A 23,306-nucleotide genomic window follows, 5' to 3' on the forward strand; every position below is an offset into this window, starting at 1 on the left:
ATGGCGCACAAACTCGGCCTCGCGCCGACCATCGACGCGACCGCGCAGGTGACGCGCTCCAGCCTCGGCCGCTACACCGAGGTCGGTCCGCGCACGCAGCTCCTGGAAGTCGAGCTCGGCGATTATTCCTACGTCGTGAACGATTCCGACATCGCCTATGCGCGCATCGGCAAGTTCACCTCGATCGCCGCGATGACCCGGATCAATCCGGGCAACCATCCGATGGCACGGGCCAGCCAGTCGCACTTCACCTACCGCGCCTCGGCCTATTTCGACGACGCCGAGGACGAGGCCGAATTCTTCGACTGGCGCCGCGCCCATGGCGTCACCATTGGCAATGACGTCTGGATCGGCCACGGCGCGATCATCCTGCCGGGCCGCAGCGTCGGCGACGGGGCCATCGTCGCCGCCGGGGCCGTGGTGACGAAGGACGTCCCCGCCTACACCATCGTCGCCGGCGTTCCGGCCCGGCCCGTGCGCGAGCGCTTCCCGCCCGCCATCGGCGCCCGCCTCGCCGCGCTGCGCTGGTGGGACTGGGACCATGCCCGGCTGCGCGCGGCGCTGGAGGATTTTCGCGCCCTGCCGGTGGAAGGCTTCCTGGAGAAGCACGGCGGCTAGGCCGCCCCGTCCTCCCGTCCCCGCCCTTGCGCGCCTCGCCCTCGCGCGCCTCGCCCTTGTGCGCCTCGCCCTTGCGCCGGCCACACTCGCCCGCTACCCCTTGGCACCGTAACCGGAGAGAGCGAGATGGCGGCGAGCGCGCTGGACGTCGACGAAGTGCTGGCGCGCCGGCGGCTGAGGCGCAAGCTCGCCTTCTGGCGCGTGCTGGCCCTGCTGATCGTGCTGCTGGGCGGGCTCGGCGCCTTCGCCTGGTGGAACGATGGCGGGCTGCTGCCGCGCTCCTCGGCGCATGTGGCGCGCCTGACCATTGGCGGCATCATCCGCAACGAGCGCGAGCGGCTGGAGCTGCTGGAGGCGATCGGCCGCTCCGGCGCGCAGGCGGTGATCCTGTCCATCGACAGCCCCGGCGGCACGGTGGTGGGCTCGGCCTCGCTCTATGACGGGCTGCGCCGGCTGGCGCAGAAGAAGCCCATCGTCGCCGTGGTCGACGGCATGGCCGCCTCCGGCGCCTATATCGCCGCCATGGGCGCCGATCACATCATCGCCCCGCGCAACGCGCTGGTCGGCTCGATCGGCGTGCTGTTCCAGTTCCCGAACTTCGCCGAGCTGATGAAGAACGTCGGCATCTCCTATGAGGAGATCAAGTCGAGCCCGCTGAAGGCCGCGCCGAACATGTTCGACCCGCCGACCGAGGACGCCCGCGCCGCCGTGCGCTCCCTCGTCGACGACAGCTATGACTGGTTCAAGGGCCTCGTCTCCGAGCGCCGCCTGCTGACCGGCGACAAGCTGGCGCTGGCCTCGGACGGGCGGGTCTTCACCGGCCACCAGGCGCTGCCGCTACGCCTGATCGACGAGATCGGCGACGAGCGCACGGCGCGCGAGTGGCTGGCGCGTGAGCGCGGCGTGGCTAAGGAGATTCCCGTACGTGACTGGCACACGCGCCGCATCGGCGATGAATTCGGCTGGCTGCGCGGTACGTCGATACGACTCATGTCCTTGATCGGGCTCGATGATCTGGCAAACCTGCTGATTGGCGCCGCCCGCGAGGCAGCGACGCAGGCCCGCCTTGACGGTCTTCTGGCCCTCTGGCACCCTCGCGGAGGCTAGACGGGGCCAAGAGCTTCCAAAATATGATTTTTTTGGATTTCCGACGAGCCGAACGAAAAACAAGGGGCCGGGGCGTCGATGATCAAGTCCGAACTGGTGCAGCGGATTGCCGAATCCAATCCGCATCTTTATCAGCGCGATGTCGAAAACATCGTCAATGCGATACTCGACGAGATCGTCGCGGCAATGGCACGGGGAGACCGTGTGGAACTGCGCGGCTTCGGCGCCTTCTCGGTGAAGTCGCGCCCGGCCCGCACCGGCCGCAATCCGCGTACCGGCGCCCATGTCGATGTCGACGGCAAGGCCGTGCCCTATTTCAAGACGGGCAAGGAAATGCGTGAGCGCCTGAACAACGGCGTCGATCTGGAATGAGCCGCCCGAGGGAAAAATCGTGCTGCGTCGCCTGCTGCTGATTCTCATCGTCCTGCCGGTTTCGGTCGGGCTTGTCGTGCTCGCGGTCGCCAACCGCCATGCGGTGACGCTGGTCGTCGACCCGATCGCTGGCGCGGACGGCTGGTCGCTCGAACTTCCGCTGTTCGTCGTCCTCTTCGGGGCGATCATCGCCGGCGTCGTGCTCGGCGGCACCGCGGTCTGGCTCAGCCAGGGCCGCTATCGCCGGGCCGCACGGCACGCGGCGCGCGAGGCGCGCGAGGCCCATGCCGAGGTCGAGGCGCTGCGCGCCAGCGTCGCCGCGGCCAGCGCGCCGGCGCTCGCGCCGGCTGCCCCCCGCGCTGTCCTGTCCGACCGCCGCGACGCCGCCTGACATGGGTGAGCTACGCTTCGTCTCGTCCGGCGAGATCGCCGGCCTGCTGACCTTTCCCGCCCTGATCGACGCGCTGGAGGCGGCCTTCCGCCGCCGCATCACCGTGCCGGTGCGCCATCATCACGCCATGCCGCGCCCGGACGGCGAGGCGACCCTGCTGCTCATGCCGGCCTGGACCGCCGAGGGCACCGAGGACGACGTGTGCGGCACCAAGCTGGTGTCGGTGTTCCCCGGCAATGGCGCACGCGGCATCGACAGCATCAACGGCCTCTATGTCCTGAATTCCGGCGCCACCGGCGAGCCGCTTGCGGTGATGGACGCGCGCGCCCTCACCGTCTGGCGCACGGCGGCCGCCTCGGCGCTGGCCGCCCGCTATCTGGCGCGCGCAGATGCGAGCCGGCTCGCGGTGATCGGGGCGGGCGCGCTGGCGCCCTATCTCGCCCGCGCCCATGCCAGCGTGCGGCCGATCCGCTCGATCGCGATCTGGAACCGCACCCTCGCCAAGGCCGAGGCGATGGCCGAGAGCCTGCGCGTGGAGGGCTTCGACGCCCGCGCCGAGGCCGACCGCGGCGCCGCCATCGCCGGCGCCGACATCGTCACCTCGGCCACGCTGTCGCCGCAGCCCTTGATCGAGGGGCTGTATCTGAATACCGGCCAGCATGTCGATCTGGTCGGCGGCTTCACCCCCACCATGCGCGAGGCCGACGACGAGGCGATCCGCCGGTCGCGGGTCTATGTCGACACCCGCGCCGGCGCCGGCAAGGAAGCGGGCGACATCGTCATCCCGCTGGCGAGCGGCGTGCTGGCGGCGGACGGCATACAGGGCGACCTGTTCGAGCTGACCGCCGGCACCGCCAAGGGGCGCGGCAGCGATCAGGAGATCACGCTGTTCAAGTCGGTCGGCACCGCCATCGAGGACCTCGCCGCCGCCGAGCTGGTGTGGAAGGGGCTGAAGGGCTCTTAACTCCCCCTCCCCCTGGGGGAGAGGGAAGGGGGCTGCCCGCGCCGGGATCAGTGCCCCGGCCGGCCCTGCGCCTTCACCCGCGCCGCGTCGAGCCGCTCGATGATCGCCTTGGCGACGAGCGTGACGAGGGCGACGGCGGTGAGGATGGTCGCCACCGCGAAGGCTGCCACGGCGTTGTTGTCCTGGTAGAGCAGCTCGATCTGCAGCGGCAGCGTGTTGGTCTGGCCGCGGATGTTGCCCGAGACCACCGACACCGCGCCGAACTCGCCCATCACCCGCGCATTGCACAAAGCCGCGCCGTAGAGCAGGGCGAAGCGCACATTCGGCAGGGTGACGAGACGCAGGATGCGCCAGCCGCCCGCCCCCAGCGTCACCGCTGCCTCTTCCTCCTCCGAGCCCTGCGCGATCATCAAGGGAATCAGCTCGCGCGCCACGAAGGGGGCGGTGACGAACAGGCTGGCCAGGATGATCGCCGGCACGGCGAACATGATCTTGATGTCGTGCTCGGCCAGCCACGGCCCGAGCAGGCCCTGCGCGCCATAGACGAAGAGATAGGCGACGCCGGCGATGATCGGCGAGATCGAGAAGGGCAGCTCCACCAGCGCCACCAGCAGGTTGCGCCCCCGGAAGCGGAACTTGGCGATGCACCAGGCGGCGGCGATGCCGAAGCCCACATTGATCGGCACCACGATCAGCGCGGTGAAGACGGTGAGGCCGATGGCGTATTGCGTGTCCGGCGCGGCGAAGGAGGCGGCATAGGCCGCCATGCCCTGCCGGAACGCCTCGGCGAAGATCGCCGCCAGCGGGGCGATCAGCACCAGCGCGGTGACGAGGAGCACGGTGCCGATCAGCACGGCGCGCGCGCGCGGGCCGTCGCCGACGCGGATGCGGTGGGGCGGGTGCGCCTTGACGGGGGGAAGCGGCTCGCTCGCCATCGGCTCAGTCTCCCGTCCCGATCCGGCGCTGCTGCCAGAGCTGGATCATGTTGACCGCGAACAGCATGACGAAGGCGAAGGCCAGCAGCGTCGCGGCGATCGCGGCGGCGGCGGGGTAGTCGTATTCCTCGATGCGGATGAAGGTCAGCAGCGACACCACCTCGGTCTTCAGCGGCAGGTTGCCGGCGATGAAGATGATGGCGCCGAACTCGCCCAGCGAGCGGGCGAAGCCGAGCGAGGCGCCGGTGAGGAAGGCGGGGAAGATCGCCGGCAGGATGATGCGGACGAAGATGCGCAGATCCGAGGCGCCGAGCGTCGCCGCCGCCTCCTCGACGTCGGAGGCGAGATCCTCCAGCACCGGCTGCACCGTGCGCACCACGAAGGGAATGGAGGTGAAGGCCATCGCCAGCGCGATGCCGAGCGGGGTGTAGGCGACGCTGATGCCGATGGCGGCGAGCGGCCCGCCGAACCAGCCGTTCTTCACGAACAGCGCGGACAGCGCCAGACCCGCCACCGCCGTGGGCAGGGCGAAGGGCACGTCGACCAGCGCGTCGAGCAGGCGCTTGCCGGGGAACTCGTAGCGCACCAGTACCCAGGCCAGCGCCAGCCCGTAGATGCAGTTGAACGCCGTGGCGATGGCGGCGGTCGACAGGGTGACGCGGAAGGCTGCCAGCGTGCGCGTCCCGCTCATGATGGCGACATAGCGGTCCCAGCCGACATCCACCGCCTGCCAGACCAGCGCGCCGAGCGGCAGCAGCACGATCAGGCTGAGATAGAGCACGGTGATGCCGAGCGAGAGCGGAAGGCCCGGAATGACACGGTTCAACGGGCGGCTCCTTCCGTCGGCGGCCCCGTTCGCGAACGGGCACTTGGAAAACGGGCCCCTGGAAAACGGGCATGACCGGGACAGGCCCGGCCATTGCCGCAATTCAACGCCGATGTCCAGCGCGGACAGGCCTTCCGCCCCTTCTGGCACGTCATCCCGGAATTGCCGTCAGGCAATATCCGGGATCGCCTCGACGCTCATTTCCATTGCGCGATCCCGGCTCGGCGCTTCGCTTGGCCGGGATGACGGCCGAGGCGTTTCGTTCACGGCGCGACGAACAGCTCGTCGAGCTTGCCGCCGGAGGCGAAGTGGGTCTTCTGGGCGTTGGCCCAGCCGCCGAACACGTCCTCGACCTTGACGAGGCGCACCGGGGCGAACTTGGCCTTGAACTCTTCGGCGACCTTGGGGTCGACGACGCGGTTGTTCAGCTCGGCGGCGATCTTCTGGCCTTCCGGCGTGTAGAGATAGGTGAGGTAGTCGGTGGCGACCTGGCGCGAGCCGCGCTTGTCGACGACCTTGTCGACCACCGCGACCGGGAACTCGGCGAGCAGGCTCACCTCCGGCACCACGACCTGGAAGTTCTTGTCCGTGTAGGCGTCCTTCACGCCGATGACCTCGGCCTCGAAGGTGATCAGCACGTCGCCCTGCTCGCGCTCCACGAAAGTGGTGGTCGAACCGCGCCCGCCGGTGTCGAACACCACGACATTGGACAGCAGCTTGCGGACGAAGGCGTCGGCCTTGGCGGCGTCGCCGCCGAACTTCTCCAGCGCATAGGCATAGGCGGCGAGATAGGTGTAGCGCGCATTGCCCGAGGTCTTCGGGTTGGGGAAGACCAGCTTCACGTCGTCGCGGACGAGATCGTCCCAGTTCTTGACGTTCTTCGGGTTGCCCGCGCGCACCAGGAAGGCCGGGAACGAGTACCAGGGCGAGGAGGCGTTGGGCAGGCGCTGCTGCCAGTCCTTGGCGATGAAGCCCTTGTCGACGAGGAACTGGATGTCCGTCACCTGATTGAAGGTGACGACGTCGGCCTCGAGGCCCTCGACGATCGAGCGCGCCTGCTTGGAGGTGCCGGCGTGGCTCTGGTTGACCTTGATCTCCTTGCCGGTCTTCGCCTTGTAGGCCGGCTCGAACGCCTTGTTCTCGGCGTCGAACAGCTCGCGGGCGATGTCGTAGGAGGCGTTGAGGATCTGGTTCGGCTCCGCGCGGGCCACGGTCACAAAGGCCGGCACGATGAGGGGCGCCAGGGCGGCGGCCAGGGTCGAGGTCAGGATCAGGCGGCGCGAGAGGCGCATGGGCAGTCTCCACGATCGGAACGGGACGCGACCAGCGAGACGGCCGCTTTATCCATAATTGTAACGTGAAATGAATAATTTCACAGTCAAATGTGAGTAGCATGTCGAATGTCGTGACGAAAGGGGTATTTTCAACCCTCCGTCGCGATATTTCACAGATCGGGGGCGGCTTAGGCGGCGGCGCGGCCCACGCGGTCGCGCGGCCTTCGGCGACACCCTCGCCTCCGCCCGCCGTTCCGTGCTAGGTGGCTCTGTTCAAGGAGGCGGCATTGTCGCTTGAGATCAAAATCTGCGGGCTCAGCACCGCCGAGACGCTGGATGCGGCGCTCGGCGCGGGTGCCGACATGGTGGGCATGGTGTTCTTCGCCCCCTCGCCGCGCCATGTCGATCTCGCCACCGCCGCCGCGCTGGCCTCGCGGGCGCGCGGGCGCGCGGGCATCGTCGCGCTGACCGTCGACGCCGACGAGGCGACGCTGGCCGCCATCGTCGAGGCCGTCCGCCCGGACATGCTGCAACTGCACGGCAAGGAGACGCCCGCGGCGGTCGCCGCCATCCGCGCGCGCTTCGGGCTGCCGGTGATGAAGGCGCTCGGCATCGCCACCGCCGACGACCTCGCCGCGCTGCCCGCCTACGAGGCGGTGGCCGACCGGCTGCTGCTCGACGCCAAGCCGCCGCGGGGCGCCGTGCTGCCCGGCGGCAATGGCGCGACCTTCGACTGGAACCTCATCGCCGGCCTTGACCTCGCCCGGCCCTACATGCTGTCAGGCGGTCTCGACCCGGAGAATGTCGGCGCGGCGGTGACACTCATCCATCCGCCCGGCATAGACGTATCTTCGGGGGTCGAGCGCGCCCCCGGCATCAAGGACCCCGAGCGCATCAAGGCCTTCCTGCGCGCCGCGCGGGAGGCCGATGCCGCCCGGAAATCCGGCCATTCGACCGGCGGCAAGCCGGCGCACACTTCATCCGCCAGAGAGACGAGCCCGTCGTGAACGCTCCCAACTCCTTCCGCACCGGCCCCGACGAGAACGGGCATTTCGGCATATTCGGCGGCCGTTTCGTGGCCGAAACGCTCATGCCGCTGATCCTCGCCCTGGAGACGGCCTATGACGAGGCCAAGGCCGACCCCGCCTACAAGGCGGAGATGGATGCCGGGCTGAAGCATTATGTCGGCCGCCCGAGCCCGCTCTATTACGCCGAGCGGCTGACCGAGCACCTGCGCAAGGGCGCCGGCGCGGGAATGGGCGCGAAGATCTATTTCAAGCGCGAGGAGCTGAACCACACCGGCTCGCACAAGGTGAACAACGTTCTCGGCCAGATCCTGCTCGCCCGCCGCATGGGCAAGAAGCGGATCATCGCCGAGACCGGCGCGGGCCAGCACGGCGTCGCCACTGCCACGCTGTGCGCGCGCTACGGGCTGGAATGCGTGGTCTATATGGGCGCCGTCGACGTCGCCCGTCAGGCCCCCAACGTCTTCCGCATGAAGATGCTCGGCGCCACCGTGGTGCCGGTGCAGTCCGGCTCGAAGACGCTGAAGGACGCGATGAACGAGGCGCTGCGCGACTGGGTCACCAATGTCGCCGACACCTTCTACTGCATCGGCACGGTCGCCGGCCCGCATCCCTATCCGGCCATGGTGCGCGACTTCCAGAGCGTGATCGGCGTCGAGACCCGCGCGCAGATGCTGGAGATGGAGGGCCGCCTGCCGGACAGCCTGATCGCCTGCATCGGCGGCGGCTCCAACGCCATGGGGCTGTTCCACCCCTTCCTCGACGATCCGGGCGTGAAGATCTTCGGCGTCGAGGCCGCCGGCCACGGCATCCCCACCGGCGAGCACGCCGCCTCGCTGACCGGCGGGCGTCCGGGCGTGCTGCACGGCAACCGCACCTATCTGCTCATGGACGCCGACGGCCAGATCGCCGAGGCGCACTCCATCTCCGCCGGCCTCGACTACCCCGGCATCGGGCCGGAGCATTCCTGGCTGCACGACACCGGCCGCGCCACCTACATCTCCGCCACCGACGACGAGGCGCTCGCCGCCTTCCAGCTGGTGGCCAAGCTCGAAGGCATCATCCCGGCGCTGGAGCCGGCGCATGCGCTGGCCAAGGTCGCCGACCTCGCCCCGACCTTCCCGGAGGATCACCTGATGGTGGTCAACCTCTCCGGCCGTGGCGACAAGGACATCCCGCAGGTCGCGGACATTCTGGGAACGAGCCTATGAGCACCCGCATCGAGACGCGTTTCAAAGCCTGTGCCTCCGAGGGGCGCGCGGCGCTCGTGACCTTCGTCACCGCCGGCGACCCCGACTTCGAGACCTCGCTCGCTCTGCTCAAGGCGCTGCCGGCGGCGGGCGCCGACATCATCGAGTTCGGCGTGCCGTTCACCGACCCGATGGCCGACGGCCCGGCGATCCAGGCGGCGGGGCTGCGCGCGCTCAAAGCCGGGCAGACGCTGGCCAAGACGCTCGCCATGGTGAAGACCTTCCGCGAGGGCGATGACGCCACGCCGGTCGTGCTGATGGGCTATTACAACCCGGTCTATGTCTACGGCGTGGAGCGCTTCCTCACCGACGCCAGGGCGGCCGGCGTCGACGGCCTCGTGGTCGTCGACCTGCCGCCGGAAGAGGACAACGAGCTGTGCCTGCCGTCGCTGGCGGCGGGGCTCGACTTCATCCGCCTCGCCACCCCGACCACCGACGACAGGCGCCTGCCGGCGGTGCTCGCGAACACGGCGGGCTTCGTCTACTACGTCTCCATCACCGGCATCACCGGCGCGGCGACCGCCGACCCCGCCGCCGTCGGCAAGGCGGTGGCGCGGATCAAGCGCCACACCGCCCTGCCGGTCGCCGTCGGCTTCGGCGTGAAGACGCCCGAGCAGGCCGCCGCCATCGCCGCCGGCGCCGACGGGGTCGTGGTCGGCTCGGCGCTGATCGACGCGCTGCGCGCCACGCTCGACGCCGAGGACCGGGCGACGCCGGCCACCGTGCCCGCCGTGACCGGCCTGGTGAGCCGGCTTGCCGCGGCAGTGCGCGGCGTCACCCGCCAGGCCGCCGAATAAGGCCGGCGGTCAGGACCGGCCGATCCCTCGGCCGGTTAACCTCGGCCGCACCGGCCGAATCACGAATCGCGCCGCTGCCTTTTCATCGCCCTTCTGCGGGATTAGATGATGGCCGCGGCCACCGCGCGCGGCCGCCCGACACCACCGTCCGGAGCCGAGTCGCTGGAGCCAAGCCGTTGAACTGGATCTCGAACGTCGTCCCCAAGCTCAGCTCCTTCCTGAATCGCCGGGAAGTGCCGGAAAATCTCTGGGTGAAATGCCCCGAGACCGGGCAGATGGTGTTCCACAAGGACCTCGAGGCCAACCTCTTCGTGGTGCCGGGCTCGGGCTACCACATGCGCATGGACCCGACGGCGCGCCTGCGCGCGGTGTTCGACGGCGGCAAATGGTACGACGTGGCGCTGCCGCAGGTGCCGGTCGATCCGCTGAGGTTCCGCGACGAGAAGCGCTATGTCGACCGCCTCAAGGACGCCCGCGCCAAGACCGGCGCGCAGGACGCGGTGAAGGTCGGCTACGGCAAGCTGGAAGGCCTGCCGGTCACCGTCGCGGTGCAGGATTTCGGCTTCATGGGCGGATCGCTCGGCATGGCGGCGGGCGAGGCCATCGTGACCGGGCTGGAGACCGCCGCCTCGCGCGGCACGCCCTTCATCATGTTCGCATGCGGCGGCGGGATGCGCATGCAGGAGGGCATCCTCTCGCTCATGCAGATGCCGCGCACGACCTGCGCGGTGCAGGAACTGCGCGAGGCGAAACTTCCTTACATTGTCGTTCTCACCAACCCGACCACCGGCGGCATCACGGCTTCCTACGCCATGCTGGGCGACATCCAGATCGCCGAGCCGGGCGCGCTGATCTGCTTCGCCGGCCCGCGCGTCATCGAGCAGACCATCCGCGAGAAGCTGCCCGAGGGCTTCCAGCGCTCCGAATTCCTGCGCGACCACGGCATGATCGACCTCGTCGTCCATCGCCATGAGATGCGCGCCACGCTCGCCCGGCTGTGCCGGCTGCTGATGCGCGCCCCGGCCGCTCCCGCCGAGGCGAAGGACGCGCCGGCAAAGTCGGCCGAGAAAACGACGACCGCGCCCCCCGCCCTTCCGGCTCCCGCGCCCGCGAGCGCCTGAGGCCCGCCATGACCGCGTTTCCCGCCGCCGGTCCCGCCCCCGCCGAAGGGCCGCGGCCGCCCGTGGACGATATTTTCGACCGCCTGCTCGCCCTGCATCCCAAGCTGATCGACCTCTCGCTCGACCGCATGTGGCGGCTTCTCGGGCGGCTCGGCCATCCCGAGCGCCGGCTGCCGCCGGTGATCCACGTCGCCGGCACCAACGGCAAGGGCTCGACGGTCGCCTTCATGCGGGCGGTACTGGAAGCCGGCGGCCGGCGCGTGCACGTCTATACCTCGCCGCATCTCGTGCGCTTCAACGAGCGCATCCGCCTCGCCGGCACGCTGGTGGACGACGCGCGGCTGGCCGAGGCGCTGGCGCGGGCCGAGGCGGCCAATGACGGCGAGCCGATCACCTTCTTCGAGATCACCACCGCCGCCGCGCTGCTGCTGTTCGCGGAAGTCCCGGCCGATATCCTGCTGCTGGAAGTCGGCCTCGGCGGGCGGCTCGACGCCACCAATGTGGTGGAGAAGCCGCTGCTGAGCGTCATCACCCCGGTCTCCGTCGACCATGTCGACTTCCTCGGCGAGACCGTCGCCGAAATCGCCGGCGAGAAGGCCGGCATCCTCAAGCGCGGCGTGCCGGCCGTGCTCGGCCATCAGCCGCGCGAGGCGCTCGCCGTCATCGAGCGGCAGGCCGCGCGGCTCGGCGTGCCGCTGTCGATCATGGGCGAACAGTATCAGGCGCATGAGGAGGGCGGCCGTCTCGTCGTCTCCGACGAGGCCGGCCTGCTCGACCTGCCGCGCCCGCGCCTCGTCGGGCCGCACCAGATCGGCAATGCCGGCCTGGCGGTGGAGGCGCTGCGCGTCGCCGATCTGGGGCTGCCCGTCCATGCCTTCGAGGAGGGTATGCGCGCGGCGCAGTGGCCGGCGCGGCTGCAGCGCCTCGGGCCGGGTCCGCTCACCCAGCATGCCCCGGAAGGCGTCGACATCTGGCTCGACGGCGGCCACAACGCGGCCGGCGGACAGGCGCTCGCCGCCGCGCTGGCCGATCTCGAGGACCGGGTCTCGCGGCCGCTGGTGCTGATCGTCGGCATGCTGGGAACGAAGGATTCAGGCACCTTCCTGGCGCCCTTCGCGGGGCTCGCGCGCGAGCTGATCGCGGTGCCGATCCCCGGCGAGCACAAGGCGCAGCTGCCGGAAGCGGTCGCCGGCGCGGCGCGGGCCCACGGCATCGACGCCTCGACGGCGCCGAGCGTCGCGGCGGCGCTGGAGGGGCTCTCCGCCTTTCCGGTCGGCCCGGCCCCGCGCGTGCTGATCGCCGGCTCGCTGTACCTCGCCGGCGCGGTCCTGGCCGAGAATGGCAGCCTGCCGGACTGAACTGCCCCCTCTCCCTGAAAGGGTTGGGAGAGGCGTCCGGCGCTTCGCCGTCAGGTCATCCCTTACCCGCCGCCACGCGACGGCCTCTCCCCGACAGGGAGAGGCGAACATGGCGGGACGAGAACGACGATCCCGGACACGGCCTGTCGGCCGTTCCGGGATGACGTCGCAGGACGGGGCGGCAACGGCCGAGCGCGGGGCTCAGCGCGGCGCCAGCACCATGATCATCTGGCGGCCTTCGAGCGAGGGCTCGGCCTCGACCTTGGCAATGGTCGCCAGCTCTTCCTTGACCTTGTTGAGCAGCTTGTAGCCCAGCTCCTGATGCGCCATCTCGCGACCGCGGAAGCGCAGGGTGATCTTCACCTTGTCGCCTTCCTCGAAGAAGCGGTGGATGGCCTTCATCTTCACCTCGTAATCATGGGTGTCGATGCCGGGGCGCAGCTTGATTTCCTTGATTTCGACGACGTGCTGCTTCTTGCGCGCCTCGTTGGCCTTCTTCTGGTTCTGGTACTTGAAGCGGCCATAGTCGAGGATCTTGCAGACCGGCGGCACGGAATTCGGGGCGATCTCGACGAGGTCGAGCCCGGCTTCCTGCGCGCGCAGGATGGCATCCCGAGTCTGGATGACACCGAGATTCTGCCCATCCTGGTCGATGAGCTGAACTTCGCGGATGCGGATGTCTTCGTTGACGCGCGGGCCTTCCTTTTCCGGCGCGACGGGTCTCATGGGGCGACGAATGGCGGTTTTCTCCTCTGCCATTTCAGGTAAGTGCGTTTCACCGCGCCTCGAAGGGTCGCCGGCCGGCTGCTTTCCGCGCGCGTAAAACGGTCGCAGAAGATCGTGACAAACCCGACAGAAGTCAACGGCGTGACGGCAATGAACGCGTGCAATTGTGCAGGAAGCGTCGCGTTCCTCCGCCGGCGGGGCCTCGACGCTGTTCGCGCGCGGCCCGTGCCTGTAAGCCAAGATGGCGCGGGCGCAGCGAATCGCAAGGCGCCGGCCGCCCCCGCCTCTGTCCGCCAGCCCGGAGGAATGAGCCATGAACGACACCGCCAGGGGCCACTGCGCGCCCGTCAGCGCCCCCCGTTTCATCGATGTCGGCGAGGATTCCCGGCCGATCGCGGTGCACATGACCTCCGGCCGCTCGACGCCCGAGCATCCCGGCGTGCTGTGGTGCGGCGGCTTCCTGTCCGACATGCGCGGCACCAAGGCCGAGGCGCTGGCGCAATGGGGCGTGCGCAACGGGCGGCAGGTGGTGCGCTTCGACTATTCCGGCCATGGCGAATCGGGCGGCGCCTTCGAGGAGGGCACCATCTCGCGCTGGGCGGAGGAGGCGCTGGCGGTGTTCGATCGCGAGACCATCGGCCCGCAGATCGTCGTCGGCTCCTCCATGGGCGGCTGGATCGCGCTGCTGCTGGCCCGCGCGCTGGCGGCGCGCGGCGCGTCGGACCGGCTAGCGGCGCTGGTGCTGATCGCCCCGGCGCCCGACTTCACCGAGGAGCTGATGTGGAAGGCGATGCCGGACGATGTGCGCGCCACCATCCTGCATGACGGCAAATGGATCCGCCCCTCGCAATATGGCCCCGGCCAGACCATCACCCGCGCGCTGATCGAGGACGGACGTCAGAATCTCGTGCTCGGCGCGCCCTTCGCGGTCGGCTGCCCGGTGCGCATCCTGCAGGGCGTGGCCGATCCGGACGTGCCGTGGCAGCACGCGCTGCGCCTCGTCACCTGCCTCGCCGAGGACGATGTGGTGCTCACGCTGATCAAGGACGGCGACCACCGGCTGTCGCGGCCCGAGGACATCGAGCGCATCCTCGCGGCGGTGGAAGAGGTGGGGTGAGGGGCCGCGCGACGACCCTCATCCAGGCCGGAGCATCGCCAGGAGCCGGGACCGCTCACCGACCCCGCAGGCGATGCCGGACCGGCCTCCGGCCGTCCGGGATGACGATGTCCGGAGCGGCTGACTTCAGACGTCGCCCGGCGCGCGCAGGAAGACGATCTCGCTGGTGTCGTAGCGCCGGCGCTCCAGTTCCTCGAAGCCCTCCGGCGCCGTGAAGGCGGCCTCCACCGCTTCCTCCACCACCACCAGCGCCCCCGGCGCCAGCCATTTTCCCGCCAGCGCGCCCGCCAGCGCCTGTTCGGCCAGGCCCCGGCCATAGGGCGGATCGCAGAAGACGAGGTCGAAGGCGTCGCTGGCGAAGGCCTCGCCGAGCCTGGTCGCGTCGCGGCGGAAGATGCGGGTGATGCCGCCGACGCCCAGCGTCTCGACATTGGCGCGGATCAGCGCGCGGGGCTCCGGCGCCTCGTCGACGAACACGGCGAACTTCGCCCCGCGCGACAGCGCCTCCAGCCCCAGCGCGCCGGTGCCGGCGAACAGGTCGAGCACCCGCGCGCCGTCGGCCGCGTCGCCATAGGCATGGGCCAGCACGTTGAACAGCGCCTCGCGCAGCCGGTCCGAGGTCGGCCGGGTGGCGTTGGAGGAGGGCGCGCGCAACGCCCGCCCCTTGAAGCGCCCGCCGACGATGCGCATGCGCGCGCCCGTCAGCTACGCGGGGTGCGCGGCGGGCGTCCGCCAGGTTTGCCGCCAGTGGGCCTGCCACCCGAGGGTTTGCCACCCGCGGGCCGGCCGCCGGACGGCTTGCCACCGGTCGGACGGCCACCCGGCTTGCCGCCAGCGGGTTTGCCGCCAGCAGGTTTGCCGAACGGCTTGCCGCCGGTCGGGCGCCCACCCGGCTTGTCGGCGAAATTCTTGGCGCCGTAGCTCCTGCCGGCGCCGCCGGCAGGCTTGTCACCGAAGGAGCGGCCACCCGACGGCTTGTCTCCAAAGGACCGTCCGCCGGAGGGACGGTCGCCGCGCGGCGCCCTGTCCTCGCGGGGAGGGCGATCGTCGCGCGCGGGCCGGTCGTCGCGGGAACGGAACGGGCGCGCGCCCTCGGGACGCGGGGCGCGCTCGCGGAACGGGCGATCCCCCTCGGGACGTTCGCGGCGGGCAGGACGCTCATCGCCTTCCGGACGCGGCCGGAAGGAACGCGCTGGACGCTCGCCTTCGGGGCGGGGCGTGCGCTCGCGGAACGGACGCTCACCCTCGGGGCGCTCGCGGCGGGCGGGACGCTCGTCGCCTTCCGGACGCGGCCGGAAGGAGCGCGACTGCTCGGATTTCACCCGGCCGCTATAGGGCCGGTTGCTGCCGGCGCCGCGGAAGGAGCGCCCACCCTCGGGACGCTCGTTACGCGACGGACGTTCGGCGCGGTCACCCTCGGGGCGCGGGGCACGCGCCCGGAACGGGCGATCGCCCTCGGGACGCGGAGTGCGCTCGCGGAACGGGCGATCGCCCTCCGGGCGGGGCGCGCGTTCACGGAAGGGGCGCTCCGGGCGCTCGGCGCGGGCGGCGGGCTCGTTACGGTCACGGAACGGACGTTCGCCCGCCTCGCCCTCACGCTCGACGCGCGGACGCGCCGGGCGCGGGCCGCCCACCTTGCGGTCGCGGCTGGCGGCGGAGCGCGGCGCGGGACGCTCGGAGGAACGCTCCGAAGAGCGCTCCGGAGAACGCTCCTTGCGGGCGAACTCCTCGCGCGGCGCGCGCTCTTCCCCGGCTCCCGCGGCGGGACGCTTGCGGAAAGTGCGCTCGCCGCCGCGTTCACCGCCGCGCGTGTCGTCGCGGCGTGTATCGTCGCGGCGCTCGTCGTCGCGGCGGGTGCGCGGCGGGTGCGCGGGCATCTCCTCCGGCTCGGCCTCGGTCGAGCGCACGCGCTGCACCAGCACCTTGCGGCCCTTGCGATCGGCGACGATGCTCGCCTTCACCGACCGGCCCTCGCCCGGCTCGGTGTCGATGGGCCGGCGGCGGTGCCGGTCCTCGGCGCCCTCGACCTTGGCGTAGCGGGCCTTGGCGCCGCGCGGCGCGGCGGCACCGCGTGCGGGTGCGTCTTCCTCGCCATGGTTGAACAGCGGACCCTCGAAATCCGCGCCGGCAGCGGCGGCCAGCGCCTCGCCGAGCTGGTCGGCGAGGATGCGGGTCTTCACCTCCTCGACCTCGCCCTGCGGCAGCTCGCCGAGCTGGAACGGGCCGTAGGAGATGCGGATCAGCCGGTTCACGTCGAGGCCGAGCGAACCGAGCACATTGCGCACTTCGCGGTTCTTGCCCTCGCGCAGCGCCAGCGTCAGCCACACATTGGAGCCCTGCACGCGGTCGAGCGCCGCCTCGATCGGCCCGTAATGCACGCCGTCGACGCTGATGCCCTGGATCAGCGCGTCGAGCTTGTCCTGGGTGATGTCGCCCTTGGCGCGCACGCGGTAGCGGCGCAGCCAGCCGGTCTCCGGCAGCTCCAGCACGCGCGAGAGCCCGCCATCATTGGTGAGCAGGATCAGGCCTTCGGTGTTGAGGTCGAGCCGGCCGACCGACACCAGGCGCGGCAGGCCCGGGGGCAGGATCTCGAACAGGGTCGCGCGCCCTTCCGGGTCGAAGTTGGTCGTCACCACGCCCCGAGGCTTGTGGTAGAGGAACAGCCGCGTGCGCTCCCTGTCGGGCAGCGGCGCGCCATCGACGGTGATCGCGTCCTCGGCCGTCACGGTGCGGGCGGGGCTTTCCAGAATCTCGCCGTTCACCGCCACGCGGCCGGCGAGAATCCACTCCTCGATCTCCCGGCGCGAGCCGAGCCCGGCACGGGCGACCACCTTGGCGACGCGCTCGGCCTCGCGTGGCTCGGCCGGCGCCAGCGTGCGGGCGGCGCGGGGAACGCGGTTATGGTCCTTGCGGGGCGGCGTGTTTTTCGGCATGGGGATTGATCCGGACTCCGGGCGGCGGGTGCTAGCATGTCCTGCGAGACGAAGCGAGCTTTTGGCGAGTGGGACCGTTGACGACGAATAATTCGCGCGCCTCCAGTTCCGGCGGGGACAGTTCCGGCGCCGCGCGGGCGCGGACCGATTTCATGCTGCTGGCGCTGGCGGAAGCCGCCAAGGCCGGGGCGCGCGGCGAGGTGCCGGTCGGCGCGGTGCTGGTGCGCAACGGCACGGCGCTCGCCGCCGAAGGCAACCGCATGCGCGAACTCGCCGACCCCACCGCCCATGCGGAGATGATGGTCATCCGCGCCGCCGCCTCGGTGCTCGGCAACGACCGGCTGGCCGAATGCGACCTCTACGTCACGCTGGAGCCCTGCACCATGTGCGCGGGCGCCATCTCCTTCGCACGGCTGCGGCGCGTCTACTACGGCGCCCCCGACGCCAAGGGCGGCGCCATCGAGAGCGGGGTGCGCTTTTTCTCCCAGCCGACCTGCCACCATAAGCCGGAAACCTATGGCGGTCTCGGCGAACGCGAATCGGCCGAATTGCTGCGCGAGTTCTTCGCCGAGCGGCGCTGGCCGGGGAAGCTGTAGAAACACCCGGCGGTTCAGCCCAGCACCGCCTCCAGCCGGCGCTTCACCTCGTCCTTCACCGGCTCGGCGGCCTTGAGGATCGCGGTGGCGCGGAAGAAGTCGAGCACGCGGAAATCGTGCACGTTCGGCCGGATCAGTATGTCCGGCGCGCCGGCCTTGAGCTTCTCGCCGACGATCGAGCTCGCCATGATCTGCAGCGTGGCGAACATCGCCTCGAAGGGTGCCGGCACGCCGCGCGTCTCCCCGCCATGGCCGCCGGTGATGTCGACGGCGATGACGATGTCGGCGCGCGCCCGCAGCAGGTCGAAGGGCAGCGGGTTCACCGCCCCGCCGTCGACCAGCGTGTGCCCGCCATGCTGCACGGGACGGATCAGTCCCGGTATGGCGAGCGAGGCGGCCAGCGCCGGGCGGATCGGCCCGCGCGCGAAGGTCCGCTCGCAGCGTTCCCAGTAATCGGTCGCCACCACCTGCAGCGGGATCGACAGATCCTCGAACGTCTCCGGCACGCTCTCCGGCAGGAAGCCGCCGATGAAGCGTTCGGCGTCGATCAGCACCGGATTGCCGAGCCCGGCGCCGAACAGGTCGGCGATGCGGCCGACGCGCGCCGCAAGAAGCCGCTTCATCACCTCGCCGCGGTTCCGCAGCGTGTGGGTGGCGAGATGGCGGATGTCGCGCGCCGGCATGCCGGCGGCATAGACGCCGGCGAACAGCGCGCCGATCGAGGCGCCGGCCATGGCGGTGGGCTTGAGGCCGAGATCGTCGAGCGCCTCCAGCACGAGGATGTGCGCGAGCCCGCGCGCCCCGCCGGAACCCAGCGCCACGGCGAGGGTGGGCGTGTGATGCGCGCCGGAGCCGGGCAGCGTGCCGCCGGGCGAGGAGATGACCGCGCCCCCGGTTGCCGCCGGGACGTCGGCCGGCTCCGGATGCGGCGCAGGCTGCAGCGGAGGCGGGCGGTGCCGCCGGCCTGTCGTGGAATCGTCCATGGCTTCGCCCATTGCCACATCAGCGCGGCATTTGTTTGAAGATGGTCGCACGCCCGCGCCACCGCCAGTGCGTGCGGTGCAAAACCCCTCGGGAAGACGCGATAGGCGCCGGCGCCGCAGCCGGCACCTCAGTCGGTCAGCGCCCGCCAGGCGATGTCGTGGCGGCAGAAGCCTTCCGGCCAGTCGATGCGGGCGATGGCGTCATAGGCCCGCTCGCGCGCCTCGGCGACATTGGCGCCCACCGCCGTGACGTTGAGCACGCGCCCGCCATTGGCGAGGATGTCGTCGCCCGAACGGCGCGTGCCGGCGTGGAACACCTTCACCCCCGGCACGCTCCCGGCCTCTTCCAGCCCGCCGATGCGCGAGCCCTTGGGATAGTCGCCGGGATAGCCGCGCGTCGCCATCACCACCGAAATCGCCGCGTCGGGCCTGAGCGCGACCGGCTGGTCCTCCAGGCGCCCGGTGGCGACCGCGTGCAGCAGGGGCAGCAGGTCGCCCTCCATCCGCATCAGCAGCACCTGGCATTCGGGATCGCCGAAGCGGACATTGTACTCGATCAGCTTCGGGCCCTGCCGGGTGATCATCAGCCCGGCGAACAGCACGCCGCGATAGGGGCAGTCCGCGTCGGCGAGCGCCCGCGCGGTCGGCTTGACGATCTCGTTGAGCGTGTGGCGCTCCATCTCGGCGGTGAAGACGGGTGCGGGGGAATAGGCGCCCATGCCGCCGGTGTTCGGCCCCTCGTCGCCGTCGAAGGCGCGCTTATGGTCCTGCGCCGAGCCGAAGGGCAGCACGGTCTCGCCGTCGACGAGGCAGAAGAACGAGACCTCCTCGCCGTCGAGGAATTCCTCGATCAGGATCTCGGTACCCGCCCCGCCCATGGCGAAGACCTCGTCGACGCCGGCCAGCGCGTCCTCCAGCGTCGTCGCCACGATCACGCCCTTGCCGGCCATCAGCCCGTCGGCCTTGAGCACGATCGGCGCGCCGTGGTGCCGCACGAAGGCGCGGGCCTCCTGCGCATCGGTGAAGCGGCCGAAGGCGGCGGTGGGAATGCCATGCGCCTTGCACAGCTCCTTGGTGAAGAGCTTGGAGCCCTCCAGCTGCGCCGCCACGCGGCGCGGGCCGAACACCGGGATGCCCTCATGGATCAGCCGGTCGGCGATGCCGTCGACCAGCGGCGCCTCCGGGCCGACGACCACCAGATCGATCTTCTCGGCCAGGCAGACGGTGACGATGGCATCGTGGTCGTCGAGCGGAACGCCCGCGAGGCAGGTGGCATAGTCGGCGATGCCCGGATTGCCCGGCAGCGCGAAGAAGGCGCCGATCAGCGGGCTCTGCGCCAGCTTCCAGGCGAGGGCATGCTCGCGGCCACCCGAGCCGAGCAGAAGAACGTTCATGCGGCAAACCTCCAGCGCCCCGACACTGCGTTCGGCCTAAACGTTCGGGTCCAAACGGGCAAGGGTCATGGACCTTCCCGCGCGCTCCATCCCGGACGGCCGCAGGCCGATCCGGGATCGTCGGCGACATTGGACAGCGATCCCGGCTCTCGCTCCGCTCGGCCGGGACGACGATGATCGCCCCGCCTATTCGTAGGCCAGCGCCACCACCGGGTCGAGCCTGGCCGCCTTGCGCGCCGGCAGATAGCCGAAGACGAGGCCCGTGAGGAAAGCGCAGGCGAAGGCGACCAGCGGCGGCATCGCCGACAGCAGCACGGTGACGCCCATCCATTCCAGCCCGAGGGCGGCGGCGATGCCGAGGCCGACGCCGACCGTCCCGCCGACCGAGCACACCACCAGCGCCTCGGTGTTGAACTGCAGCATGATGTTGCTCATGCGCGCGCCGGTCGCCATGCGGATGCCGATCTCGCGCGTGCGCTCGGTCACGCTCACCAGCATGATGTTCATCACCCCGATGCCGGCCACCAGCAGCGAGATGGCGGCGACGCAGCCCAGCACGAGGGTTAGCGTGTTCTGCGTCTCCACCGCCGTCTCCAGGAACTGCGCGGTGTTGCGCACCTGGAAGTCCTCGGCCTGGTGCCGTTCGGAAATGATGCGGGTGATCGCGCTCTCGACCGCCGGAATGTCGGCGGCGTTCGCCACCTTCACCGTGATCGAGTTGAGGAACTGGCGACCGAACACCCGCACGAAGCCGGTGGAAAGCGGCACCAGCGCCACGTCGTCCTGATCCTGGCCGAAGGCGTTGGCGCCGCGCGGCGAGAGGACGCCGATGATCTCGTAGGGCACGTTCTTCACCAGCACATGCCGGCCGACCGGGTCGTCCTCGCCGAACAGGTTGCGCGCCACGGTCTGGCCGAGCACCACCACCGGCGCGTAGGCGCGCACATCGGCGGGGGTGAACATCACCCCGCGGGCGATCGGCCAGTCGCGGGCGACGAGATAGTCGGGGCTCGTGCCGGTCACGCTGGTGAAATAGTCCAACGAGCCGTAGCGCAGCGTGTAGCGGCCCGAGCGTTCCGGCGCGATGGCGCTGACACCGGCAATGGCGGCGAGCGCGTCGGCGTCCGGCGGCAGCAGCGTGGCGTTGTCGCCGGAGGTGCGGATACCCGGCGCGCCGGGCCGCACGATCAGCAGATTGGTGCCGATCTGCGAGATGCGCTGCAGCACGCTCTGCTTGCCGCCGTCGCCCACCGCCAGCATGGTGATGACCGAGGCTACGCCGATGACGATGCCGAGCAGGGTCAGCGCGGTGCGGAAGATGTTCGCCGTCATCGAGGCCAAGGCCATGCGCGTGGCTTCCGCCAGATCGGGCAGGAAGCGCGCCAGCCCGTTGCGCCGGGCCGGGCCGGACGCTGGCAGCGGGGTGCGCGCCGGTTCCGCCTCGCGCCGCTCGTCGGAGACGATGCGCCCGTCCTGGAAGCGCACGACGCGCCGCGCATGCGCCGCCACGTCGGGGTCGTGGGTGATGAGGATGACCGTGTGGCCTTCCGCGTTCAGCTCGCTCAGCAGCGCCAGCACATCCTCGCCGGAGCGCGAATCGAGCGCCCCGGTGGGTTCGTCGGCGAGGATCACCGGCGCCGCGTTCATCAGCGCGCGGGCGATCGAGACGCGCTGCTGCTGGCCGCCGGAGAGCTGGCTCGGGCGGTGTTCGCTGCGCTCGCCGAGGCCGAGCCGGCCGAGCAGGCGATGGGCGCGCTCCTCCCGCGCCTCGCGCGGCGTGCCGGCATAGATGGCGGGGATTTCGACATTTTCCGCCGCGGTCAGGCTCGGCAGCAGGTTGTAGCGCTGGAACACGAAGCCGAAGGTCGAGCAGCGCAGCTCGGCCAGCTCGTCGGCGTCGAGATCGTCGACGTCCACCCCGTCCACCCGGTAATGGCCGGTGGAGACCCGGTCGAGGCAGCCGACGAGGTTCATCAGCGTCGACTTGCCCGAGCCCGACTGGCCCATGATGGCGACGAACTCGCCGGGCTGGATGGCGAGCGAGACGCGGTCGATCGCCCGCACCACGCTCTCGCCATTGGGATAGATGCGGCTGACGTCGACCAGCTCGATGATCGGCCGCGTGGCCGCTCCCGCCGCGGCGGGGGCCCGGGGCGGGGCGGCGTCCTCAAGGCGGGGCCGGACCTCGCTCATCGGCCTTCCTCAGCCCAGACGCGGCGGCATGGGCGGGCGCTGCCCGGCCGGGCGCGGGCTCGCCGGCGCGCCAGCGCTGCCGACGATCACGGTGTCGCCGGGCTCCAGCCCCTCGACCACCTGCGTCTGGCTGCGGTTCGACAGGCCGGTCTTGATGACGCGCTCCTGCAGCCCCTGCGGGGTGAGCACGCGCACGCTCTGCGTGCCGTCGCGGGCGGTGCGCACGGCCGGCGTCGGCACCAGCGGCACGCCTTTCGCCTCGCCGAGGCGGAAGAACACCTGCGCCGTCATGTCGGTCATCAGCATCAGGTCGTCGTTCGGCACATCGATCAGCACGTTGTAGAGCACCACGTCGTTGACGATGGTCGGCGTCGGCTCGATCTGCCGCACCGTGCCGCGCCAGCGCCGGTCCGGCAGGCCGAGGGTGGAGAAGGAGGCGGGCGTGCCGATCGTGATCTTCGGGATGTCGCCCTCCGCCACCTGCGCGGTGACGGTCATGGTCTGCAGGTCGGCGATGCGCAGCACGATGGGCGCCGACTGGTTGGCGTTCAGCGTCGAGCCCTCGCGGGCGGTGATCGACACCACCGTGCCATCCATCGGCGCATAGATCTTGGTGTAGCCGAGATTGGCCAGATCGCCCTCCAGCGTCGCCTGCGTCTGCGCGATCTGCGCCTTCAGCGCGTCGATCTTCGCCTCGCTGATGAGCTCGGTGGCCCGCGCCGCGTCGGCCGCGTCGCGGCTGCCGGACTGGTTCTGCAGGAGCTGCTGGGCGCGCTGGTTGCGCAGATTGTCGAGGGTCAGCTGGGCCTGCGCCTGCGCGAGCTGGGCGCGCAGATTGTCGAGGCTGGCGCGGTCGCCGGCGACGCGGGTCTGGTAGACGGTGGGGTCGATCTCGGCGAGCAGGTCGCCCTTCTTCACCACGTCCCCGACCTCGGGGTGGATGCTGCGCAACTGGCCGGAGACCTGCGTGCCGACATCGACATAGGTCTTGGGCTGCATCTTGGCGATGGCGTTGACGCTGGTCTCGATGTCGCCGATCTCGACCGTCGCGGTCTGGAAGGCGGGAACCGTCTCCGGCGTCTGGCGGCCGTAATAGTGATAATAGCCGCCACCGGCGACCAGCGCGGCGGCAAGGACGACCAGCGGCCAGCGGCGACGCCGCCCGCGACGTGTCTTTCCGGCGCTTACCCCGTTACTTTCGGCCCGCTGCAACATTGCCAGTTCCCATCTTTCCTTCCCCTTCAAGGGGATAAGGCGGGTCCTGCGGTGCACAAAGTGAATTCGCGGTAATGATAGGGAAAACCTATCAAATTGGAGGCGTTCCAG

The 23,306-nt window shown here is 70.6% G+C and carries 22 protein-coding genes; 12 read left to right on the forward strand and 10 right to left on the reverse strand.

Translation table 11 applies throughout. From position 1 onward, the window contains the following. The 5 genes from AC1PZ7_RS02465 to lhpI all read left to right on the forward strand — a co-directional run bounded on the left by AC1PZ7_RS02465 (position 1) and on the right by lhpI (position 3,452). The gene (locus AC1PZ7_RS02465; protein ID WP_482357938.1) at positions 1 to 618 is read left to right on the forward strand and encodes a DapH/DapD/GlmU-related protein; all 618 of its coding nucleotides are present in this window, start codon (positions 1 to 3) and stop codon (positions 616 to 618) included. A 126-nt stretch (positions 619 to 744) separates the two neighbouring features. After that, on the forward strand, positions 745 to 1,725 hold the full coding sequence (sppA, locus tag AC1PZ7_RS02470; protein WP_482357939.1) for a signal peptide peptidase SppA: 981 nt from the start codon (positions 745 to 747) through the stop codon (positions 1,723 to 1,725). A gap of 78 nt (positions 1,726 to 1,803) precedes the next feature. Further along, positions 1,804 to 2,097, forward strand: a complete 294-nt coding sequence (gene ihfB, locus AC1PZ7_RS02475; protein WP_482357940.1) for an integration host factor subunit beta — start codon at positions 1,804 to 1,806, stop codon at positions 2,095 to 2,097. A 19-nt stretch (positions 2,098 to 2,116) separates the two neighbouring features. Then, a complete protein-coding gene (locus tag AC1PZ7_RS02480; RefSeq protein WP_482357941.1) occupies positions 2,117 to 2,488 on the forward strand; it encodes a LapA family protein in 372 nt (123 codons plus the stop codon). A 1-nt stretch (position 2,489) separates the two neighbouring features. Next, positions 2,490 to 3,452, forward strand: a complete 963-nt coding sequence (gene lhpI / locus AC1PZ7_RS02485) for a bifunctional Delta(1)-pyrroline-2-carboxylate/Delta(1)-piperideine-2-carboxylate reductase (protein ID WP_482357942.1) — start codon at positions 2,490 to 2,492, stop codon at positions 3,450 to 3,452. Between the two features lie 47 nt (positions 3,453 to 3,499). Here lhpI and cysW read toward each other — a convergent pair whose 3' ends face one another. The 3 genes from cysW to cysP all read right to left on the reverse strand — a co-directional run bounded on the left by cysW (position 3,500) and on the right by cysP (position 6,505). Continuing rightward, positions 3,500 to 4,387, reverse strand: coding sequence for a sulfate ABC transporter permease subunit CysW (gene cysW / locus AC1PZ7_RS02490; protein WP_482357943.1), 888 nt, complete (start codon positions 4,385 to 4,387; stop codon positions 3,500 to 3,502). Positions 4,388 to 4,391: 4 nt separating this feature from the next. Next, positions 4,392 to 5,213, reverse strand: a complete 822-nt coding sequence (gene cysT / locus AC1PZ7_RS02495) for a sulfate ABC transporter permease subunit CysT (protein ID WP_482357944.1) — start codon at positions 5,211 to 5,213, stop codon at positions 4,392 to 4,394. A gap of 263 nt (positions 5,214 to 5,476) precedes the next feature. Next, complete coding sequence (gene cysP, locus AC1PZ7_RS02500; RefSeq protein WP_482357945.1) at positions 5,477 to 6,505, reverse strand: thiosulfate ABC transporter substrate-binding protein CysP; 1,029 nt, start codon at positions 6,503 to 6,505, stop codon at positions 5,477 to 5,479. Between the two features lie 269 nt (positions 6,506 to 6,774). Here cysP and AC1PZ7_RS02505 point away from each other — a divergent pair, with 269 nt between their 5' ends. The 5 genes from AC1PZ7_RS02505 (at position 6,775) to AC1PZ7_RS02525 (ending at position 12,038) form a co-directional block, all read left to right on the forward strand. Beyond that, positions 6,775 to 7,494 (forward strand): phosphoribosylanthranilate isomerase, encoded by a 720-nt coding sequence (locus AC1PZ7_RS02505; protein WP_482357946.1) that lies wholly within the window; start codon positions 6,775 to 6,777, stop codon positions 7,492 to 7,494. Continuing rightward, complete coding sequence (gene trpB, locus AC1PZ7_RS02510) at positions 7,491 to 8,723, forward strand: tryptophan synthase subunit beta (RefSeq protein ID WP_482357947.1); 1,233 nt, start codon at positions 7,491 to 7,493, stop codon at positions 8,721 to 8,723. Before AC1PZ7_RS02505 ends, trpB begins: the two co-directional genes overlap by 4 nt. Continuing rightward, a complete protein-coding gene (gene trpA / locus AC1PZ7_RS02515; protein ID WP_482357948.1) occupies positions 8,720 to 9,559 on the forward strand; it encodes a tryptophan synthase subunit alpha in 840 nt (279 codons plus the stop codon). Before trpB ends, trpA begins: the two co-directional genes overlap by 4 nt. Before the next feature lie 176 nt (positions 9,560 to 9,735). Further along, on the forward strand, positions 9,736 to 10,680 hold the full coding sequence (gene accD / locus AC1PZ7_RS02520; RefSeq protein WP_482357949.1) for an acetyl-CoA carboxylase, carboxyltransferase subunit beta: 945 nt from the start codon (positions 9,736 to 9,738) through the stop codon (positions 10,678 to 10,680). Between the two features lie 8 nt (positions 10,681 to 10,688). Next, the gene (locus tag AC1PZ7_RS02525) at positions 10,689 to 12,038 is read left to right on the forward strand and encodes a bifunctional folylpolyglutamate synthase/dihydrofolate synthase (protein WP_482357950.1); all 1,350 of its coding nucleotides are present in this window, start codon (positions 10,689 to 10,691) and stop codon (positions 12,036 to 12,038) included. Positions 12,039 to 12,239: 201 nt separating this feature from the next. Here the strand turns inward: AC1PZ7_RS02525 and infC are convergent, their stop codons facing one another. Then, positions 12,240 to 12,764: a translation initiation factor IF-3 gene (infC, locus tag AC1PZ7_RS02530; RefSeq protein WP_482357951.1), complete on the reverse strand. Its 525-nt coding sequence runs from the start codon at positions 12,762 to 12,764 to the stop codon at positions 12,240 to 12,242. Positions 12,765 to 13,077: 313 nt separating this feature from the next. Between infC and AC1PZ7_RS02535 the strand changes: the two genes are divergently transcribed. Next, positions 13,078 to 13,881 (forward strand): alpha/beta hydrolase, encoded by an 804-nt coding sequence (locus AC1PZ7_RS02535; RefSeq protein WP_482357952.1) that lies wholly within the window; start codon positions 13,078 to 13,080, stop codon positions 13,879 to 13,881. Positions 13,882 to 14,007: 126 nt separating this feature from the next. Here the strand turns inward: AC1PZ7_RS02535 and rsmD are convergent, their stop codons facing one another. Continuing rightward, positions 14,008 to 14,571, reverse strand: coding sequence for a 16S rRNA (guanine(966)-N(2))-methyltransferase RsmD (rsmD, locus tag AC1PZ7_RS02540; RefSeq protein WP_482357953.1), 564 nt, complete (start codon positions 14,569 to 14,571; stop codon positions 14,008 to 14,010). A gap of 11 nt (positions 14,572 to 14,582) precedes the next feature. Then, positions 14,583 to 16,814, reverse strand: coding sequence for a pseudouridine synthase (locus AC1PZ7_RS02545; protein ID WP_482357954.1), 2,232 nt, complete (start codon positions 16,812 to 16,814; stop codon positions 14,583 to 14,585). A 152-nt stretch (positions 16,815 to 16,966) separates the two neighbouring features. Here AC1PZ7_RS02545 and AC1PZ7_RS02550 point away from each other — a divergent pair, with 152 nt between their 5' ends. Beyond that, on the forward strand, positions 16,967 to 17,410 hold the full coding sequence (locus AC1PZ7_RS02550) for a nucleoside deaminase (protein ID WP_482359547.1): 444 nt from the start codon (positions 16,967 to 16,969) through the stop codon (positions 17,408 to 17,410). A 14-nt stretch (positions 17,411 to 17,424) separates the two neighbouring features. Here the strand turns inward: AC1PZ7_RS02550 and AC1PZ7_RS02555 are convergent, their stop codons facing one another. From AC1PZ7_RS02555 to AC1PZ7_RS02570, 4 genes are all read right to left on the reverse strand, one after another. Next, entirely contained in the window at positions 17,425 to 18,393 is a 969-nt protein-coding gene (locus AC1PZ7_RS02555) for a patatin-like phospholipase family protein (RefSeq protein WP_482357955.1), read from the reverse strand. A gap of 128 nt (positions 18,394 to 18,521) precedes the next feature. After that, the gene (gene purD, locus AC1PZ7_RS02560) at positions 18,522 to 19,787 is read right to left on the reverse strand and encodes a phosphoribosylamine--glycine ligase (protein ID WP_482357956.1); all 1,266 of its coding nucleotides are present in this window, start codon (positions 19,785 to 19,787) and stop codon (positions 18,522 to 18,524) included. 186 nt (positions 19,788 to 19,973) lie between these two features. Further along, complete coding sequence (locus AC1PZ7_RS02565; RefSeq protein ID WP_482357957.1) at positions 19,974 to 21,980, reverse strand: MacB family efflux pump subunit; 2,007 nt, start codon at positions 21,978 to 21,980, stop codon at positions 19,974 to 19,976. A 9-nt stretch (positions 21,981 to 21,989) separates the two neighbouring features. Then, a complete protein-coding gene (locus tag AC1PZ7_RS02570; RefSeq protein ID WP_482357958.1) occupies positions 21,990 to 23,195 on the reverse strand; it encodes an efflux RND transporter periplasmic adaptor subunit in 1,206 nt (401 codons plus the stop codon). Positions 23,196 to 23,306: the final 111 nt, after the last annotated feature.

Source organism: Ancylobacter sp. TW_SC_1, assembly GCF_056836805.1.